The organism is Streptomyces sp. ICC1 (assembly GCF_003287935.1).
GTDB lineage: Bacteria > Actinomycetota > Actinomycetes > Streptomycetales > Streptomycetaceae > Streptomyces > Streptomyces tritrimontium.
In genome coordinates this window covers 6748954-6767202 of sequence record NZ_CP030287.1, presented here as the reverse complement: position 1 = coordinate 6767202, position 18249 = coordinate 6748954, and the positions used below count along the sequence as shown (strand labels likewise).

Below are 18249 nucleotides of genomic sequence, written 5' to 3'. Positions count from 1 at the left end.
CCGGGCCGTCTTTCCGGGCCGGCGGTCCGGCCGCCCGGCATGGTCACTCCTGCCCCGGTTTCAGGGGGAAGTAGAGGCTCTGGCAGGCGCGGATGCCGCTCAGGATGATGTTCGGGCTGGGGCGGGCCGTGAGTTCCTCGTACGGGTCGAGGATGAAGCGGGCCACCGTCTGTTCCGACTCCGAGTCCAGGCCCGAGACCACCACCAGGAAGAAGTCCTTCTCCGTCCTGGCCCGCTCCCACTCGTGCGGCGTCACCGTGACGGAGTCCCGTTCTTTGTTGCGGACGGACTTCACCTCGTAGAACCGGCCCAGTTCGTCCACCGCGTCCGCGCCCAGACCCCGTTGCGTCCGCAGGTCGCGCAGTCGTTCGTCGTCCCCGGCCAGGATCTTGCGCACGACGGTCATCGCGGCATCCTCCTGGTCCACCGGCGTGTAGAACACCGGCGCGCTCCGCTGGCGCGGTGGTGCCGGGGTCGCGCGGGGCTCGGAGAGCGTGGGGCGGGCCGGTGCGGTCGTCGAGGGCGGGGAAGGGTGGGTGCGGCGCGGGGTGAGCTGGACCCGGTCGCGTACGACGTGCAGTTCGTCCGTGTTGACCAGGCGCCGCCCTGTGGTGCCGTTCGCCGGGGCGGCGGGGGCGGCCGTCGGGCGGCTCGTCGCGCCGCCGGCCTGTGGTGGCGACTTGGGCTGCTTGCCCTCTGCGGCCTCGGCCGTCTCCTGTTGGAACGCCGCGAGGCGCTGGGCCCGTACCGCCAGGGCGGCCGCTTCCTCCTCGCGGGCCAGGTCCTCGGCCCGGACGATCCGCGTCGTGTCCAGGCCCGCGGTGGCCTTCTCCCAGGCCTCGCCCCATGCCTGGGCGACCGCCCGGCGGTGTCCGCGGAAGCCCGCGGCCAGGGCCCGCCCGGTGCCCGGGCGTCCGAGGAGGGCGAGGTCGCGGGTGTAGAGGGTGTAGTGGGGGGAGAGGGGGCCCGCCTGCCAGTCGACCGCCAGGTCCACGGGCACCTCGGCCGGGGTGGGTGCGAGCGCTCCGGTCCTCGGCGCGGGGAAGGTGACCGTACAGGTCAGGTCGGGGTCCACGCGGACGGTGACGGCGGCCAGTTCCTCCCAGGAGCCCAGGATCTCGCGGGCCGCCGCGGGGTCGTTGCGCTGCAGATCCTCGTGGAGGTGGCCGACGGCGGCGGCGACCAGTGCCGTGGCCCGGGGCGCGGGGTCACCGCCGCCCCTCGGCACGGACGGCCGTACCTCTTCGCTCCCCAGGCAGGCGACGCGCAGGCGGGGCAGCAGCTCCCGGAAGTGCTCGAGTTCCGCGCCCGGGTGCCAGATCGCGATGGCCGGCGCGCGTACCGCCGCGAGGCCCGCGGCCACCGCCTCGTCCTCGACCGCGTACACCGGGCGCTGGGTGACCCACCCCCGGGTGGTCCACAGCGGCAGCCGGTCGAGCCGTTGCCCCGCCAGCCCGACCGGATCGTCGGCCGCGAGGTGCTGGAGGAACTGGAGTGACTGCAGCAGCACGGTCTGGTCGGCGGACGAGGGCTCGACCGTCCGCTCCGAGGCCGTCGCGGGAGCCAATTCCCTGATGACGCCGACGGCGTCGTCGGCGGCCGGCTCCCGCACCCCCACGGCCTTCCACAGCGCCTCGCCGCCCCGGACGGTGGGCGCGAAGGCACGGAGCCGGCCGAAGAGCGGTGTGCCGCGCAGGCACTGGGCCGGCCTGCGCCAGCCGACCGCGGTGAGGACGAGGCCGTCTCCCGCCGCGAAGGCGCGTACGAGGGCGGCCGGTGCTACGCCGTCCGGGAGTGTGGAGGAGGTGGCGGAGGTGGAGGAGGAAGCCGTCGTGGTGGACGTGGGCGTGGCCGGTGTGGCCATCCGTTCTGCCAGGGCCTCGTACAGGATGCGGGCCCCGGCCGTGTCGCGCGCGCCTCCCGCGCGCTCCGCCTCACGGTGCTTGCGCAGGTGCGCCAGGATGTCGCCGATGGTCGGCTCGCCGCCGATGTCCAGGGCGCGCAGGACGTCGGCGCGGCGGCCGACGGCCCGTTGGACGTCGCGGTGCAGGAAGCCCGCGGGGTCGGCGCCGTAGACGGCCGTCGTGCCCGTCGTCCGCAGGCGCAGGCCTTCGCCCGGCGCCGTGGCCTGGCCCTGGTCGTTGTCGAGCCAGGGGATCTCACGCAACTTCCAAAGCCAGAAGGCTGAAATGGCCGGCTTCAGGCTCCAGACGCGGTAGGCGTCTCCGTGCTTCACCCGCTCGTGGCCGGAGAACCGGGTTGCCCAGGAACGGGCGAGGACGTGGATCAGCGCGATCGCCCGCTGCCTGCGTACGACGGGGTCCGGGTCGGCGGCGATGCCGCGCGCGACCGCGGCCAGGTCCGGGCTCGTCATGTCGTCGAGCGTGTACTCGCTCCCGGCCATGGCCTGGGTGCGCGCGGGGGGCGTTCCGGGAACGTGCAGCGGCAGAGCCTTCCGGTTGAGGCGGATGGTCTGCTCCGGGTGCTCGCGGAGCCGTGGCGCGCCCTCGGCTCCGAGGAGGCGCAGGAAGGCGTGCGGGCTCAGGCCCCCGGAGGCTCCGGAGGCTCCGGAGGCTCCGGAGGAGCGCAGCACTTGGTGGTAGCGGGGGCGGATCCACCACAGGCCGGGGGTGGATCCCGCCGCGTGGGCGAAGCTCTCGAGGCGGTCGGTGCCGTCGATGCCCGGCGGGAGGTAGGCCTGGGAGGGCATGGCTTCGCCCTCTTCCGGCGTCCCTGCTTTGTCGTACCGGCGGGCCTTGAGCAGGACGGCCCGGCCCACGCCGGGGCCGAGGCTCCGCCGGTCGTTGTCCGAGACCTTGTCGAAGGCGTCCTTGAGCTGGACCAGTTGCCCGTCGGTGAGGGAGAGGGCCGCGCCGACGCGCGTACGTCCGTAGTCGGACAGCCGGCGCAGGACGGCGGCCGGGTCGTCCTCGGTCAGGAGGGCGGCCTTCGCGCGCAGCCAGTGCCGGACCGCGGCGGCGGCCGGGGTGTCGGCGAGGAAGACGGGATGCAGGACGTGCGCGAAGCCGAGCCCGGCCGCGAGGCCGCCGCGGCCGTCGGTGAACATCCGCAGGTCGGACTCGCCCGGTGGCTGGTGGCGTGCGCCGGAATCGTCGGCCAGCCAGGTGAAGTGGGCGAGACGCAGGGCGGCCGGGCTGTAGGAGACGCCCACGGCGGCCAGCTCGACCACCGACTCCAGCGGGCGATCACGGTCGCGCAAAAGGACCATCGCGTCCCGGATGTCGACCTCGCGCGGTGCTGGGCGCGTGTCACTTCCACCGTGTGCCCTCCAGTCCGAGAGGACCGCCCGGTAGCGGCCGACGTTGTCACGCGCGGCGAGCGGCAAGGCGGGACGGTGCACCACCCGTTCGACGTCGGCTTCGGAGAGCACGCCGGTCAGGGACTCCACCTCGAGGGCCAGCTCCCCCAGGGGCATCGGGCCCCGGCCGGGAACCTCGACGGTCATCCGGGCGCACACCTGCGTGCGCGAGCGTGCCAGTACCGCTTGCTCCAGCGCGGTGACCACGGCCGCGCCCTCACGGCTGTCGGCGGCACGGCTGTCGGCGGCACGCCCCGCCCCGGAGGCCGGCGGCAGGGGCAGCATGTGCCACGCCGTGGCAGGGTCGCGGCGGAAGCGGTCCACCAGCGCCGCGGCCCAGAGGTCCGCGACCCGGGGAACGAGTGCGTCGTTCCAGTCGGTCTCCGACAGGCCCTGCCGGTTGGGCAGCGGGTCGAACGGCGCGTGCAGGCGCAGGGGAAGCCCGAGCCCGGTCACGGGGAGACCGACGTGGATGTGACCGAGTTGACCGAGTGGGCCGATGTGGCCGAGTTGGCCGATGTGACCGGCGGGTCCCTTCGCGGCGACCGGTACGGCGACGCCGAGGTCGATGGTCTCGGCCGCGGCCTTGCGCAGGGGGGCGACGCCGGGCGGTGTGGCCACGGTGGCACGGCAGACCTGCCAGTGGAGGCCGTCGGCGTCGCGTACCTGCGATACGGCCACGTCGACGTCGTGGCCCGCGATCTCGGCGGTGAAACCGACGTCCGGGACCCGCTCCAGGCCGAGGCCCTGGCGTACCCGGCCCTTCGCGTCGAGGTGGGTCACGCGGGAAACGCTGCGGAGGAAGAGCAGGGCCTCGTGGCCCCAGGACCGCAGCCACGCGTCCATGTCGGACGGGTCAAGGCGCCGGGTCTTCAGGGGGATCCGGAAGACGGTCCAGGCGCGGCGGGCGCCGGGGCGGCTGCTACTGCGACTGCGGCTGCCGTCGTCGGCATCGGCATCGGCATCGGCATCGGCCACCAAGGCGGGCGGGAACTTCCGGGGCGGGGCCCAGGCCAGCCCCGATTCCGCGATCCGCAGCCCGTAGTGCCCGCTGTGCACCTCGATCCAGGGCGAGAACACGTAGAGCGTCATCAGGCCGATGCCGAACCGGCCGGTGGCCCGGGCGTCGGCGGCCTTGCTGGTCACCCAGGGCATGGAGAGCGGCATGACGTCGCGCAGGCGTACGGGGTCACCGTCGTGGGCCAGCAGCAGTTCCCCGCCGGTGATCATGACGCGGACCTCGCGCGCTCCGAGGTCCTCGGCGTTCTGTACGACTTCGGACAGGCCCTGGAGGCGGTCGCTGGACAGCTGTTTCGCCACCGCGCGTGCCCCCTCGAGGGACTCCTGCACGACCCCCTCGATGTCGGCGTACAGCTCGCCGAACCGCTCGACGGCCATGCGCGTCGCCACCGGCCCGCGCGGCTCGGGCACGTCCAGCCCGGGCTTGACCTTCTTCCGGAACAGCCGCTCGGCCCACAGGACCGCGCCCGCCTCGCCTACCTCACGCTGCACTGCCGCCACGCTCCCCCACCCCAGTTCGTGCGTCATGCGATTGTCCACGGACCGGCGCAGACACGGGTCGGTGGGCGTCCCCGCGGGCGCGGGGCGCAATGGGCGGGTGTGGAGTACGGCACCACCAACCCGGGTTCATCCCCCGCCGATGCGGAGAGGCGTACGCCACGGATCTGCCGGCGGCGATGAGAGCGGGGTCATCCCTGCGGGGCGCAGGGCGCAGAGCACGTCACGGGCCGCTCTCTGGCACTGGTACGGGTCATCCCCCGCAAGCGCGGGGAGCAGTTCACCCTCAACGGGGCCGGCGCCGACAACCAGGGACCATCCCCGCAAGCGCAGGGAGCAAGTTTCCCGAACTGGGACTCTGGGACTCTATGCGCACGGCCCCCTCCTACCGCGCGCTTTCACCGAATCCGGCAATCCGCCCACACCCGCGCCCGCGCCCGCGCGCGCCGGCCTCGCCCGCCACCGGCTGCTAGCCGAGGCCGGGCAGCAGAACGTATGTCCTGGCCACCCGCCCTCTCCCCTGGCACGGCGCTCCCGAGACCCCCGGACGCGGGACGCGATGGGCGGATCCACGCCCTCCGCCCTCGACGCTGCCGTCATCCAGCACGTGGAGGACTACGACCTGGGCCTGCGCTTCAGTCCCAGCGGAATGGCCGGCCTGGCCCGACGCACCAGTCCGTGCACACCGCTTTCGAGCACGAATTTGTCTAGGCGGGCCGACTATCCGGTCACTCGGGCCGAGCGGGGGCGGGTGCGCAGGGCGGGCAGCCGGGCGGCGTCTTCGGCTCCGGCCAGGCTTTCACCCAAGGTCAGCAGCGAGAGGAGCCGCACCGGCCGGCCGGCCGTGGCGGCGGCCTCCAGTTTGTGGTGGCCGTCGAGCAGGAAGTGGGTCAGGCCCCAGTGCGCGGCAGGGTCATCTGCCAGGCCGAGGGCGGACTGGCAGACGTCCAGCGTGGAGATCGCCACCGCCGTGGGGACCGTTCCCCGCTCCATGAGTGCGACGTACTCCTCGACGCACGCTCTCACGTTCCAGGTCGGGGGAACCATGGGCACGACGAACTCGTAGAGGTGGGCGTCCGCATCGACGGCGGTCTCGAAGGTCCGGTAGTACGGGGTGTGAGGGTACTCCGGGAGCCCCCAGAACTGATCGATTCCCCACGCCGTGACCTGCTCGCCGCTGAAGTAGTCGCCCTCCTTGCCGGGGAAGACCAGCCGGGGTTCCACGTCCAGGAGCAGCGGAAGGTACTCGCCTTCCGGTAGCAAGGCACCGAACGCATCGATCACGCCGCCGTCGTCCGGATCGTCCAGCGCTCCGGTGAGCCGTTGCTGCATGCTCTCCAGGGACAGCTTCTCCCTCGCCGTCTCCAGCCGGCGGAACAGGAGCGGGCACGTGCCGCAGTAGAAGCTGAGCTCGAAGGCGGGCTCGTCGTCCACCATCAGCAAGCGGCGCCGCGGCCCGCCGCCGAGCTCCTGCAGTTCCGTCCCGAAGCGCAACCGCGCCTCGGGAGCAGGAAGGCCGAGGCTGCGCGGTTCGCCCACTTTGATCATCACGGACCGACCCTATGGGACGGTGTGGATCAGCTCTACCGAGTACTGAGCGCCTATCTGGCTGGACGGGCCGACTAGAGCGCTAAGTCACAGCCGCCCGTTGTGACTTGACTTAGCGCTGCAGTTGGCCCCTGAGCGTTCTGGTTGGCCCGTGTGGGCCCGTCTAGGCTCCTGATCATGGGCATGGGTGAATGGTGGGCGATGTACGAGGGGCTGCGGGGGCGGGTTCCCGCGTGGCATCCGGTCGGGGTGGTCGTTGAGGCCGACGGGCCTGTCGCGCGCCGGCACTACGGCACGCACGGCACCGCTGAGCACGCCCCCCTCGTCCCCGGTACGGACACCGCCGCAGTGGTGCGCCGCCAGCAGGAGGTCTTCGCGGAACGCAGTGAGCCGATCGAGTGGAAGGTCTACGGGCACGACCCGCCGGACCTGGGACAGGAGCTGACAGCGGCGGGGTTCGCCCCGGGCTGGGAGCGCTCCGTGCTGATCGCCGCCCCTTTGCCCGGCGAGCGGTCCGACGGGATGGAGCCCCAGGAGGGGGTGCACGACCTGTACCGGGTCCCGGGCCAGGCCGAGCAGACATGGGCGATCGCCGTGGGCTCCCCCGGTCCGCACGCCGCACCCTACGCAGAGATGATCGCGGACGGCTCCTCCGACGAGGGTGACGTTCTCATCGAGGTCCTGTTGGAGGATGGGATCGTCACCGAGGTCGCCTGGGCGCACGGCGACGAAATCCCCTTCACCCTCATCGGCGGCTTCACCAGCAACGATCCTGCCTTCGTCAAAGCCGTCACCGACCGATGGCGGCGACAGAGTTGGCTCGGGCACCCCCTGCTCGCCGAAGCCGACGGCTCCCTGCGCGAGAGCCTCTTGGAAGCCGGTTTCACCGAGGCTGCCACCGTCCGCTCCTACCACTGGGGCCCGCCCGGCAGCCACGAGACCACCCGCCCCGCACAGTTCCTCGACTGGCTCCACGACGACGGTCCCCTGTGGGACCGCTTCTACGCGGACTTCGACTTCAAGCCAAGCACCACCTACCGGCCCGCGATCACCGATCCCGTTCCCTCCGCGGTCTGGAACCTGCACTCCCACCACCGGATCGTCCCGGACCTCCCCGAACGGCTCGACGCGATCGTCCAGCGCGGACTGCTCACCGCCACCGAGCCCGGGGAGTTCGTCCACTGGCTCGACTGGAATCACGACGGCTACCGCTACGACCCCCGCCGCACCGACATCCCCGGACGGCCGCCCCGGCCCGGCAAAGGCACCTATCCCAACGGCGACTACTATCTCCACCTCACCGACGACCTGCGCCTGGGCACCTTCGGCCACCCCTGGGAACAGACACTGACCATTTGGGGGCCGACGCTGATCGCGGCCGTCGACGCGGAGCTGACCGAACTGCTCGGAAAGCCGATCAGGCGCCTCGAGTGACGGTGCCGGCCCTGCGCTGTGTCCTCGTCCCCCGCTCGGGACACGAGCACAGCAACAGCCCGGCATCGGTCGTGCGGGGCAAGAACCGCTGCGGCGTGGGCTGAGCGGCGCAGTTGGCCGATCGGGCCAAGTAGGCCGCTCAGTCACAGCAGTGCGACCGAGGGATGCACTGCGCACTTGCCGGGGCCGGCCCGCCTTTCTATCTCCAATCTGTGTTGTTCGTAGAATGGCCGGGTGGAGGACATTGACGCGATCGCGGTGTTGCAGGATCCGGTGCGGCGCCGCCTGTATGAGTACGTGGCGGCGCAGGGCCGTGAGGTCGGCCGCAACGAGGCCGCCGAGGCGGCCGGGGTGGCGCGCACGCTCGCCGCGCACCATCTGGACAAGCTGACTGAGGCCGGACTGCTGGAGAGCGGTAGCCGCCGGCTGACGGGCCGCTCGGGTCCGGGGGCGGGTCGTCCCGCGAAGGTGTACACGCGGGCGCGGGCCGAATGGGCGGTGTCGCTGCCCGCCCGCGACTACCGCACCGTCGCCGAGCTGCTCGCCGAGGCCGCCGAGCAGGCCGGGCTCGACGTCGGGCTCCGCGCGGCCGCGCGGAGCCGGGGTGAGGCCCTGCGCGGCCACGCGGAGCCCTGTGGCGACCTTGAAGAGGCCGTGAAGATGCTGGCCGCCCGCGGATACGAACCGCACCTGGAAGGAGTCGGGGGTACCGAGGGCGTCGGGGGTACCGAGAACGTCGAAGGGGCCGAAGGCTCCGAGGGGGCGGCCGGGGCGGCCGCACCTGTCGTCCGTATGCGCAACTGTCCCTTCCATGCCGTCGCCGAGCGCTTCCCGCCGCTCGTATGCGGCATGAACCTCGCACTGTTGGAAGGACTGCTCGGCGCGGACGGTCCCGTCCGCGCCCGCATGGACGCCCGGCCGGGCGAATGCTGCGTGGTGGTCGAGGCTTCTAAAAACAATGGGGATTGACATAGAAAAGCTGGTCGTGCTGGGATGAGTCCATGACCGCATCCGTGCATCCCGCACATCCCGCGCACCTCGCCCAACTCAATGTCGCGACGCTCCGTCACCCCCTCGACGACCCGCGCGTGGCGCCGTTCGTCGAGATGCTCGCCCCGGTCAACGCCGCCGCCGACGGAACGCCCGGCTTCGTATGGCGGCTCGTGGAGGAGGACTCGGCCGATGCCACCGGCCTGCGCCCGGCGGGTGAGGACGTCATCGTCAACCTGTCGGTGTGGGAGACCCAGGAGGCCCTCTGGGACTTCGCCTACCGCAGCGGGCACTTGGAGGTGATGCGGCGGCGCCGCGAATGGTTCGAACGGCACGTCGAGGCGCACATGGTGCTCTGGTGGGTCCCCGCCGGGCACCTCCCGACCGTGGACGAGGCCCTGGAGCGGCTGGCGGACCTGCGGGCGCACGGGCCCTCCCCGCACGCGTTCACCTTCGCCTCCTCCTACACCACGGCCGAAGCCGCACAGCAGTAGGCCGCGTCGCCGGCGCAGCCTGTGCTGCCGGTGGCCCTCGGGCATTCCCGTTGGCCGCGCTGACCGTTCTTGTCGGCCCACCACGGCGAGGGGCCTTTCGTCCGCTGTCAGCCGTGCCCGCGTACGGTCTGCGCATGGTCGATCAGAAGTCGCCCTGGCCATCGAAACACGACTTCGAGATGGCCGGATCTGACAGAACCTCGTCATTGCGGCCACTACCGGCGGGGCGAAATGATCTGCACATGCCCGCACCGCACAAAGTCGTCATCGTGGCCTTCCCCGGTACCGAACTGCTGGACGTCACCGGCCCGGCCGAGGTTTTCTCGGTTGCCACACGGGTCGCCGGCACCGCCCGCCCCGGCTATCTCGTCCAGATCGCCACGGCCGACGGCGGGCCGGTGGCCACGTCCAGCGGCGTCCGGCTGCTGGCGGACCTGGCCCTCGACGAGGTGCACGGCCGGGTCGACACCCTGCTCGTGGCCGGCGCGGTCAACCTGGTCGGCGACGGGGTGGAGCCGGTGATCGACAGCGAGGTCACCGACTGGCTGCGTGAAGCGGCGCCTCCTGCGCGCAGGACCGGGTCGATCTGCGCGGGAGCCCATCTGCTGGCCGCGGCGGGCCTGCTGGACGGCCTGTCCGCCACGACCCACTGGCTCACCGCCGCACGGCTGGCCGCCGACCATCCGCGGGTGACCGTCGATCCGGACCCCATCTTCATCCGATCCGGGAGCGTGTGGACCTGCGCGGGTGTCACCTCGGGGATGGACATGGCGCTGGCTATGGTCGCCGAGGACCACGGCCAGGCCGTTGCCCTGGCCACCGCACGGATGATGGTCATGTACGTCAAGCGTTCCGGCGGGCAGAGCCAGTTCAGCGTTCCGCTTTCCGCCCCGGCCACTGCGGGCGACCGCATCGACGACCTGCGCGTGTGGATCGCCGACCATCTCACCGAGGACCTCACCGCGGAGGCCCTGGCCGCACGGCTGCACCTGAGCGTGCGCCACTTCTCCCGGCTGTTCCGGCTGCGCACCGATGGCACGCCGGCCGCCTACGTGGAATCCGCCCGCCTCGAATCCGCCCGCCGCCTGCTGGAGGAGAGCGACGGGAGCCTGCCGGACATCGCCGCGGCCAGCGGCCTGGGCTCGGTGGAGACCTTGCACCGCTCCTTCCAGCGTCGGCTGGGGACCACTCCCGCCGAGTACCGGCGCCGATTCCGGTAGCCCCTCCGGCCCACCGTCGACCAGGCCGTCGTGCTCACCGGCGCGCTCATCTCCACGCTGCCGCTGCTCCTGGTCTTCGCCGTCCTCGGCAAGCACATCGTGGGCGGCATCACCGCCGGCGCCGTCAAGAACTGACCGGCCCGCTCGTCCCCCGTCCGTACCGCACCACCATCCGTACCGCACCACCATCCGTACCGCACCATCATCCGTACCGCACCATCATCCGCACTCGCGTTGGGAGCGCTCTCATATGACCGCGTCCGAGACCCGGCCACTCGCCGCCGTCCGTACCTTCCCGTCCGACTTCCTGTGGGGCGCGGCCACCGCCGCGTACCAGATCGAGGGAGCCGCGCGGGAGGACGGCCGGACCCCCTCCATCTGGGACACCTTCTCGCACACCCCCGGCAAGGTCTTCGAAGGCCATACCGGTGACGTGGCGGTGGACCACTACCACCGGTTCCGCGAAGACGTCCGACTGATGTCCGAACTCGGCCTCAATGCCTACCGGTTCTCCGTCTCCTGGTCCCGCGTCCAGCCGACCGGCCGGGGCCCTGTCGTCCAACGGGGCCTGGACTTCTACCGCCGGCTCGTCGACGAACTGCTCGCCGCCGGCATCGAACCCGCCCTCACCCTCTACCACTGGGACCTGCCGCAGGAGTTGGAGGACGCGGGCGGCTGGCCGGAGCGTTCGACCGCGGAGCGGTTCGCCGAGTACGCGGGCCTCGTCGCGGACGCCCTCGGAGACCGGGTGCGGCGCTGGACCACGCTCAACGAGCCCTGGTGCAGCGCGTTCCTCGGCTACGGCTCCGGGGTCCACGCCCCGGGCCGCACCGACCCGGTCGCCGCCCTGCGCGCGGCGCACCACCTCAACCTCGGTCACGGCCTCGCCGCGCAGGCCCTGCGGGCCGCGCTGCCGGGGGGCGGCCAGCTGGCGGTCTCCCTCAACCTCCACGAGGTCCGCCCCCTGACCCCTTCGCCCGAGGACCGGGAGGCGGCCCGGCGGATCGACGCCGTCGGCAACCGGATCTGGCTGGGCCCGATGCTGGAGGGCGCCTACCCGCGGGACCTGTTCGCGGACACGGCGCACCTGACCGACTGGTCCTTCGTCCGGGACGGCGACACCGCCGCGATCCGCCAGCCCCTGGACCTGCTCGCCGTCAACTACTACACGCCGACGGTCGTTTCACACGTCGCGGCGGGCACGGAGCGGCCGCGGGACGACGGGCACGGAAGCAGCGAGCACTCCCCCTGGCCGGGCGCCGACGACGTCGCCTTCCACCGCGCGGCGGGCGCGCGCACGGCGATGGGCTGGCCGGTCGCCCCGGACTCGCTGTACGAGCTGCTGACCCGGACCGCGGCCCGGTATCCCGGCCTGCCGCTCGTCATCAGCGAGAACGGGGCGGCGTACGAGGACGAGGTCGGTCCGGACGGCACGGTCCACGATCCGGAGCGCGCCGCGTACGTCCACGCGCACCTGGACGCCGTGCACCGGGCGATCGGCGCGGGGGTGGACGTACACGGCTACTTCCTCTGGTCGCTGCTCGACAACTTCGAGTGGTCGTACGGGTACGCGAAGCGGTTCGGGGCCGTCCACGTCGACTTCGCGACGCTGGAGCGCACGCCCAAGTCGAGCGCGCGCTGGTACGGGGGCGTGGCGCGGACGGGTGAACTGAGCTCGCCCGGCGGGGCGTAGCGGCGCACCGGCGCTGACCAGGACCCCCCGACCTCGGGTCCGGGGCCGGCCGCGTCAGCGCAGCGGTCAGCGCAGCGGCGTCCGCGTCGAGGCGAGGAACCCGTCGACCATGGCGGTCTGTACGTCCTCGGGGAAGCGGCCGGGGTCGAAGAGGGCCTGGACCACGAGTCCGTGGGTGAACGCGACGGCGGTGGCGGCGAGTTGTTCGGGATCGGCGGTCTCGGGGAGCTCGCCCAGGCCGAGCGCGGCTTCGAAGTGCGGGCGGATCGCCGAGCGCATCCGGGTGTAGCGGTCGGCCTGGTCGGCGGCCAGGCCGTCATCGGCCAGGGCCAGGTCCCAGGAGCTGACCCAGATGCGGTTGCGGGCGGTGTCGTCCGGGGTCAGCGGCAGGATGTCCAGCAGCACGGCCCGTACGGCGGCCAGGCCCTCGGTGGGGCGGGCGCGACGGGGGCGTTGCGCGGTGCGCTTCTCCAGCAGGTCCAGGGCGTGCGCGATCAGGGCCCGCTTGGTCGGGAAGTAGTGCATGAGCATCCCGGTCGAGACGTTCATCGCGGCGGCGACGGCGCGCAGGGTCAGGCCGCCGAAGCCCTTGTCGGCGAGTACGTGCCAGACCGCCTGGGACACGTCCTCGCGGCGGGCTTCACGATCTCCGGGTGCGGGGGGTGGCATGCTGCTACCTTACATACCGAACGCTTGTTACGCACTGAGGATCGAGGTATCCGTGTTCACACTGCCGATCGGCGAAAACGCCCGCCTCCGCCCCCTGGAGCCCTCGCACGCGCGGGAGTTCCTCGCCCACATGGACCGCGCCCGGCCCTCCGTGGACCCCTGGATACCGTGGGCGACGTTCAGCACCGACCTCCCGTCCGCCACCGCCGTACTCCAGCGGTACGCCGACCGGCAGGCCGCGGACGGCGCCCGGATCTACGGGATCTGGCTGGACGGCACGCTGGTCGGCGGCGTGATGTTCACGCAGTTCGACGCCGCCGCCGGGGTGTGCGAGATCGGCTGCTGGCTGGAGGCCGCGGGCGAGGGCCGGGGGCTGGTGACCCGGGCGTGCCGGGAGCTGATCGGCTGGGCCTTCGGGGAACGCGGGATGAGCCGGGTCGAATGGTGGGTCTCGTCGGGCAACACCCGCAGCGTCGAGGCCGCGCGCAGGCTCGGGATGACCCGTGACGGTGTGCTGCGACAGCGGACCTCGTACCGGGGCGTACGGCACGACACCGAGATCTGGTCGGTCCTGTCCGAGGAGTGGTCACCCGCGGCGGACGCCAAGACGGACGCCAAGACGGACGAGAAGGCGGACGAGAAGGCGGACGCGGCGACGGGCGAGGTGCCGGCGGAAGCGGCGCACCGGGTCGCCAAGGCCGAGCTCGACCGGCTCATGCGCACCTTCCTCGGCGCGTTCGCCAACACCGGCGGCGGCCGGCCGAACCTCGAAGCCGTCCGCGAGGTGTTCATTCCGCAGGGAACGATCATCAAGAACGTCGGCGGCGAGCCCGTGGTCTACGACCTCGACGCGTTCGTCGAGCCCCGGGAGAAGATCCTCACGGACGGGACGCTGACCGAGTTCTCCGAGTGGGAGGTCTCCGAGCGGACCGAGGTCTTCGGCACGGTCGCCCACCGGTTCAGCGAGTACGGTAAGTCCGGCTTCCTCGACGGCGAGTGGTTCGAGGGCTCCGGCCGCAAAACCACGCAGTTCGTCCGCACGCCCGCCGGCTGGCGGATGAGCGCGATGGCCTGGGACGACGTATAAGGATCTTCGTGGCACGGCAAGATCTCGGACGGTCGTTCGGCTGGTTGTGGTCGGCGTTCGCCGCCTCCACGGCCGGCACCTTCCTGGGGTTCGGCGCGTTCCCCCTGATCGCGATCCAGGTGCTGCACGTCGGCCCGGCCGCGGTGTCGGCGCTTCCCGCCGCGGCTCTGGCGGTCGGCTCGCTCCTCGCGCTCCCGCTCGGCCCGTGGGTCGAGGTCCGGCGGAAGAAGCCCGTCATGATCGCCGCCGACCTGGTGCGGTTCGGCGCCCTGCTGACGGTCCCGGCGGCGTACTTCGCCGGCCGGCTGACCTACACCCAGCTGCTGGTCGTCGCCGTGGTCAGCGCGGCGGCGAACATCGCGTTCGCCGCCGCCGGCGGCGCCTACCTCAAGCAGCTCGTGCGCCCGGACCAGCTGCTGGTGGCCAACGGCCGCTTCGAGTCGACCGCCTGGACCGCCACGGCCGTCGGCCCGACCCTGGGCGGGGCGGCCATCAGCCTGCTGGGCCCTGCGGTCACCGTGCTCGCCAACGCCGCCGGCTTCCTGCTGTCCGCGCTCGGGATCGGCGCGATCCGGGAGAAGGAGGCCGCCCCCGAGCGGGCCGAGCCCGCGCGGTTCCGGGCTTCGGACCTGGTCAAGGGCTGGAAGTTCATCCACGAAGACCGGCGGCTGCGCCCGCTGTTCTGGAACACCGTGGCCGTCAACGCACTGATCATGGCCACGGAACCGCTGCTGGCCGTTCTGCTGCTGCACGACCTGGGCTGGTCGGCGTGGCAGTACGGACTCGTGTTCGGCCTGGCCTGCACCGGCGGGTTCATCGGCGCCCGCCTCGCCCCGCGGCTGGAGGCCCGCTACGGGCGCCGGCGCGTCCTGACCACCTCCGGGGTCCTGCGCGCCCTGTGGCCCGTCGGCCTGTTCTTCGTCGTTCCCGGGACCGCCGGCATGGTCCTGGTCGTCGCCGTCGAACTGGTCCTGATCACGTGCATCGGCGTGTTCAACCCGCTGTTCGCGACCGAGCGCCTCCAGCGGGTTCCGGCCGAGCGGGTCGGGCGCGTCCTGGTGGCCTGGAAGATCACCGGCAGCGGCGCGACCGCCGCGCTGACGGCCCTCTTCGGGGTCCTGGCCTCGGTCACCGGCGCCCGCGCCGCGATCGGCGTCGCCGGCCTGCTTCTCCTGGCGACCCCGTTCCTCCTGCCGCGCGGGGGCGGGAAGTGGCCGGGACGGGTCCCCGCGTCGGCCGGGAGCGAGAAGGCCCGCCCGTGAGATTGGCCGGAACCGCCCCTCGCGGTACCGGGCACCGATCCGCACACAGAACCGTCAATGGTCGATTTTCAGCCATCACATCGAGTGGCTGGCCTATATACATGTATCGCAGGGGGTGTCCGGCCTCGTACCTTCCGTCATGCGGGCTGCTCGGGGCCGGTCTGGCGGACCCACGCCACCACCGTGGCGCAGCGGTCCGCCGGTGGCCGCCGGCCACCGCGAACAATCGACACCGCACGACGCACACCCTTGGGTGAGCACGGGCGCACCCGAGAAGGAGACAGCGATGGCAACTGGCATCGTGAAGTGGTTCAACGCCGAAAAGGGCTTCGGCTTCATCGAGCAGGACGGCGGCGGTCCCGACGTCTTCGCGCACTACAGCAACATCGCCGCCACCGGCTTCCGGGAGCTCCAGGAGGGCCAGAAGGTGACCTTCGACGTCACCCAGGGCCAGAAGGGCCCCCAGGCCGAGAACATCGTGGCTTCCTGACCCCACGCCACCGGAGCGCCCCGCATCACACCGATGCGGGGCGCTTTCGCGTGCGCGCAGCCCCGCGCCGCTGCGAAGCGCAGGCCGGAAGGGGTTACCGTGTCCCTTCATTCGAGGGGGAGTACAGCGATGTCGCACAACACGGGGTGGGGACAGCACCCGGGACAGCCCACGCCGCAGTGGGGAGGCGGCTGGATGCCGCCGTCCGCGCCGAAGCCGGGCGTCATACCGCTGCAGCCGCTCGCCACGGGCGAGATACTCGGCGGCGCGTTCTCGACCTTCCGCCGCCACTGGAAGACCCTGGTCGGCGTGATGTTCGCGGCGCAGGGAATCGGACTCCTGCTCGTGGCCGCCGCGATCGTCCTCACCGTCGTGGCCGCGCGGAGCCGCTTCTCCGACGTCGCGGACCTCGCGCCGGGGGAATCCGGCGGTGGGGCGTGGGCGGCGCTGCTGCTGGCCTTCGCACCGGCCGGCGTGCTCCTGCTGGTCACGATGACCCTGAGCGCCGCGGTGACCAGCGCCCTGTGTCCCGCCGTGGTACAGGAGGCCGTGCTCGGCCGCCCGACGACCTTCGGCGTCATGTGGCGCCGCTCGTGGTCCCGGCTGCCGTCGGTGCTCGGGACCCTCTTGCTCACCGGGCTGATCGCGGGCGGGCCGATGCTCGCGCTCTACGCGATCTGCATCCCGCTGATCATCACGGCCCCGGCCCATTCCGGCCCGCCGGCCGCCCTGTTCGTCTTGCTGCTGGGCCTCTTGCCCTGCCTGCCCCTCTCGATCTGGCTCATGACGCGGCTCAGCCTCGCGCCCGCCGCCGCGGTGTGCGAGGGGCTCGGCCCGGTCGCCGCCCTGCGGCGCTCCTCCCAGCTGGTCAAGGACGGCTGGTGGCGGGTGTTCGGCAACACGATGCTCGCGTACATCGTGGCGGCGGCCGTGGGGTACTTCATCCAGATGCCGTTCGGCCTCGTCGGCATGGTGGGGCTCATCCCCTACTTCGGCGACGTGAGCGGCGAGAACCCGGACGTCGGCTCACTGATCGCCGGAGTCGTCGTGTACGTGGTCTCCGTGCTGGTCGGCACCACGGTCAGCATGGTGTTCCAGTACGGCTTCCCGCAGCTGGCCCTGGCCCTGTTGTACGTCGACCAGCGGATGCGCAAGGAGGACCTCGCGGCGGTCCTGATCGCGTCGGCCGCTCCCGCCGACCCGGTGTACGCACCCGCCCCGCATCCCGACCAGGTCTGAGACGGGCGGGCCCGGCCGCCCGCGACGGCCGGCGGGCAGACGGGCGGGCAGACCGACGGGCAGACCGACAGGGAGACCGACAGGGAGACCGGCGGGCATGTCCGAAACTGTGCGAGTGATGTCGTTCCGGACCATCACGTTCGGACCCGGCCCACGGTGAGACTGGACTCATCAGGACACCGAGAACGGGGAAAACGATGAGCACGACGGCTGCAGTGGTGGTTTACGGCGCGACGGGGCACACCGGTCGCTTCATCGTCGAGGAGCTCCGCAGGCGCGGCATCACCACCGTGATCTCGGGCCGCGACGCGGCGCGGTTGGAGCTACTGGCGGCCGAGTGGCCGGGAGTGGTCGTGCGGCCGGCCTCCGTGGACGACCCCGGCTCCCTGGACCGCGCCCTGGCCCGTGCCGCGGCCGTCATCAACTGCGCCGGGCCGTTCGCGCTGACGGGAGGACCCGTCGTCGAGGCGGCCCTGCGCGCGGGCATCCCGTACCTCGACGTCGCGGCGGAGATCGAGGCGAACGCGGCGATGTTCGCCGACCACGCGGCGGCGGCCCTGAGGTCGGGCACGCCCGTGGTGCCGGCGATGGCCTTCTTCGGCGGCCTGGGCGACCTGCTGGTCGCCGCGGCGATGGGTGACTGGACCGCCGCGGACGAGGTGCACGTCGCGTACGGGCTGAACAGCTGGCGTCCCACACCGGGCACCCGAACGGCCGGCGCCGTGTCCCACGAGCGCCGTGCGGGCCGCAGGGTGCGGTTCGCGGACGGTGCGCTGGAGTACCACGACGACGAACTGCGCGAGCAGGACTGGGACTTCCCGGAGCCGCTGGGCCGCCGCGCGGTGATCGCGGAGTTCACCATGGCCGATGTCGTCACCGTGCCCAGCCACGTGCACGTGCCCGATGTGCGCACCTACATGGCCGTCGAGGCCGCGCGGGACTTGGCCGGGCAGGACACCCCGGCGCCGGAGGCGGTCGATTCCCTGGGCAGGTCGGACCAGCTCTTCGTCGTCGACGTCCTGGTCCGCTCGCGGGGCGTGGAGCGGCGGGCGACGGCCCGCGGCCAGGACATCTACGCGGTCACCGCACCCCTGGTGGTGGAGGCCGTCGAGCGCGTCCTGGACGGGCGGACGCGGACCACCGGTGTGGCCTCGGCCGGCGCGATCTTCGACGCGCCGGACTTCCTGCGGGCGCTGTCCCCGTACCTGTCGGTCGATCTTCCGCACTGACCGGCGGCGGTCGCGAACGGGAGGGTCGCCTCAACTCCCCTCCGGGGCCGACGAGTC

At 72.3% G+C, this 18249-nt stretch carries 13 protein-coding genes and 1 pseudogene; 11 read left to right on the top strand and 3 right to left on the bottom strand.

The genetic code is table 11. The annotated features are described in order from the left end of the window. Positions 1-43: 43 nt before the first annotated feature. Both DRB96_RS31695 and DRB96_RS31690 read right to left on the bottom strand, forming a co-directional pair. Entirely contained in the window at positions 44-4831 is a 4788-nt protein-coding gene (locus tag DRB96_RS31695) for a DUF3883 domain-containing protein (RefSeq protein ID WP_112451554.1), read from the bottom strand. Between the two features lie 726 nt (positions 4832-5557). Then, the gene (locus DRB96_RS31690) at positions 5558-6385 is read right to left on the bottom strand and encodes a hypothetical protein (RefSeq protein WP_112451553.1); all 828 of its coding nucleotides are present in this window, start codon (positions 6383-6385) and stop codon (positions 5558-5560) included. 177 nt (positions 6386-6562) lie between these two features. On the opposite strand from DRB96_RS31690, the gene DRB96_RS31685 reads away from it, so the two are divergent. The 6 genes and pseudogenes from DRB96_RS31685 (at position 6563) to DRB96_RS31660 (ending at position 12216) form a co-directional block, all read left to right on the top strand. Then, positions 6563-7819 (top strand): DUF2716 domain-containing protein, encoded by a 1257-nt coding sequence (locus DRB96_RS31685; protein WP_162688594.1) that lies wholly within the window; start codon positions 6563-6565, stop codon positions 7817-7819. Between the two features lie 234 nt (positions 7820-8053). After that, positions 8054-8788 carry a helix-turn-helix domain-containing protein gene (locus DRB96_RS31680; RefSeq protein ID WP_112451551.1) on the top strand — a complete coding sequence of 245 codons (735 nt, stop codon included), beginning with the start codon at positions 8054-8056 and terminating at the stop codon, positions 8786-8788. 32 nt (positions 8789-8820) lie between these two features. After that, entirely contained in the window at positions 8821-9303 is a 483-nt protein-coding gene (locus DRB96_RS31675) for a DUF3291 domain-containing protein (protein WP_112451550.1), read from the top strand. Between the two features lie 242 nt (positions 9304-9545). Continuing rightward, entirely contained in the window at positions 9546-10523 is a 978-nt protein-coding gene (locus tag DRB96_RS31670; protein ID WP_112451549.1) for a helix-turn-helix domain-containing protein, read from the top strand. A 12-nt stretch (positions 10524-10535) separates the two neighbouring features. Continuing rightward, a pseudogene (locus DRB96_RS46065) lies at positions 10536-10658 on the top strand (carbohydrate ABC transporter permease); the annotation flags it as partial. A 115-nt stretch (positions 10659-10773) separates the two neighbouring features. Beyond that, complete coding sequence (locus DRB96_RS31660; protein ID WP_112451548.1) at positions 10774-12216, top strand: GH1 family beta-glucosidase; 1443 nt, start codon at positions 10774-10776, stop codon at positions 12214-12216. Between the two features lie 66 nt (positions 12217-12282). Here the strand turns inward: DRB96_RS31660 and DRB96_RS31655 are convergent, their stop codons facing one another. Continuing rightward, entirely contained in the window at positions 12283-12885 is a 603-nt protein-coding gene (locus tag DRB96_RS31655) for a TetR/AcrR family transcriptional regulator (RefSeq protein WP_112451547.1), read from the bottom strand. Between the two features lie 52 nt (positions 12886-12937). Between DRB96_RS31655 and DRB96_RS31650 the strand changes: the two genes are divergently transcribed. From DRB96_RS31650 to DRB96_RS31630, 5 genes are all read left to right on the top strand, one after another. Further along, positions 12938-13972 (top strand): GNAT family protein, encoded by a 1035-nt coding sequence (locus DRB96_RS31650; RefSeq protein WP_112451546.1) that lies wholly within the window; start codon positions 12938-12940, stop codon positions 13970-13972. 8 nt (positions 13973-13980) lie between these two features. After that, positions 13981-15234, top strand: coding sequence for an MFS transporter (locus DRB96_RS31645; RefSeq protein ID WP_112451545.1), 1254 nt, complete (start codon positions 13981-13983; stop codon positions 15232-15234). A 286-nt stretch (positions 15235-15520) separates the two neighbouring features. Continuing rightward, positions 15521-15724 carry a cold-shock protein gene (locus DRB96_RS31640; RefSeq protein WP_112451544.1) on the top strand — a complete coding sequence of 68 codons (204 nt, stop codon included), beginning with the start codon at positions 15521-15523 and terminating at the stop codon, positions 15722-15724. A 129-nt stretch (positions 15725-15853) separates the two neighbouring features. Beyond that, the gene (locus tag DRB96_RS31635; RefSeq protein WP_162688841.1) at positions 15854-16963 is read left to right on the top strand and encodes a hypothetical protein; all 1110 of its coding nucleotides are present in this window, start codon (positions 15854-15856) and stop codon (positions 16961-16963) included. A 197-nt stretch (positions 16964-17160) separates the two neighbouring features. Further along, positions 17161-18192 (top strand): saccharopine dehydrogenase NADP-binding domain-containing protein, encoded by a 1032-nt coding sequence (locus tag DRB96_RS31630; protein WP_112451542.1) that lies wholly within the window; start codon positions 17161-17163, stop codon positions 18190-18192. Positions 18193-18249 lie beyond the last annotated feature (57 nt).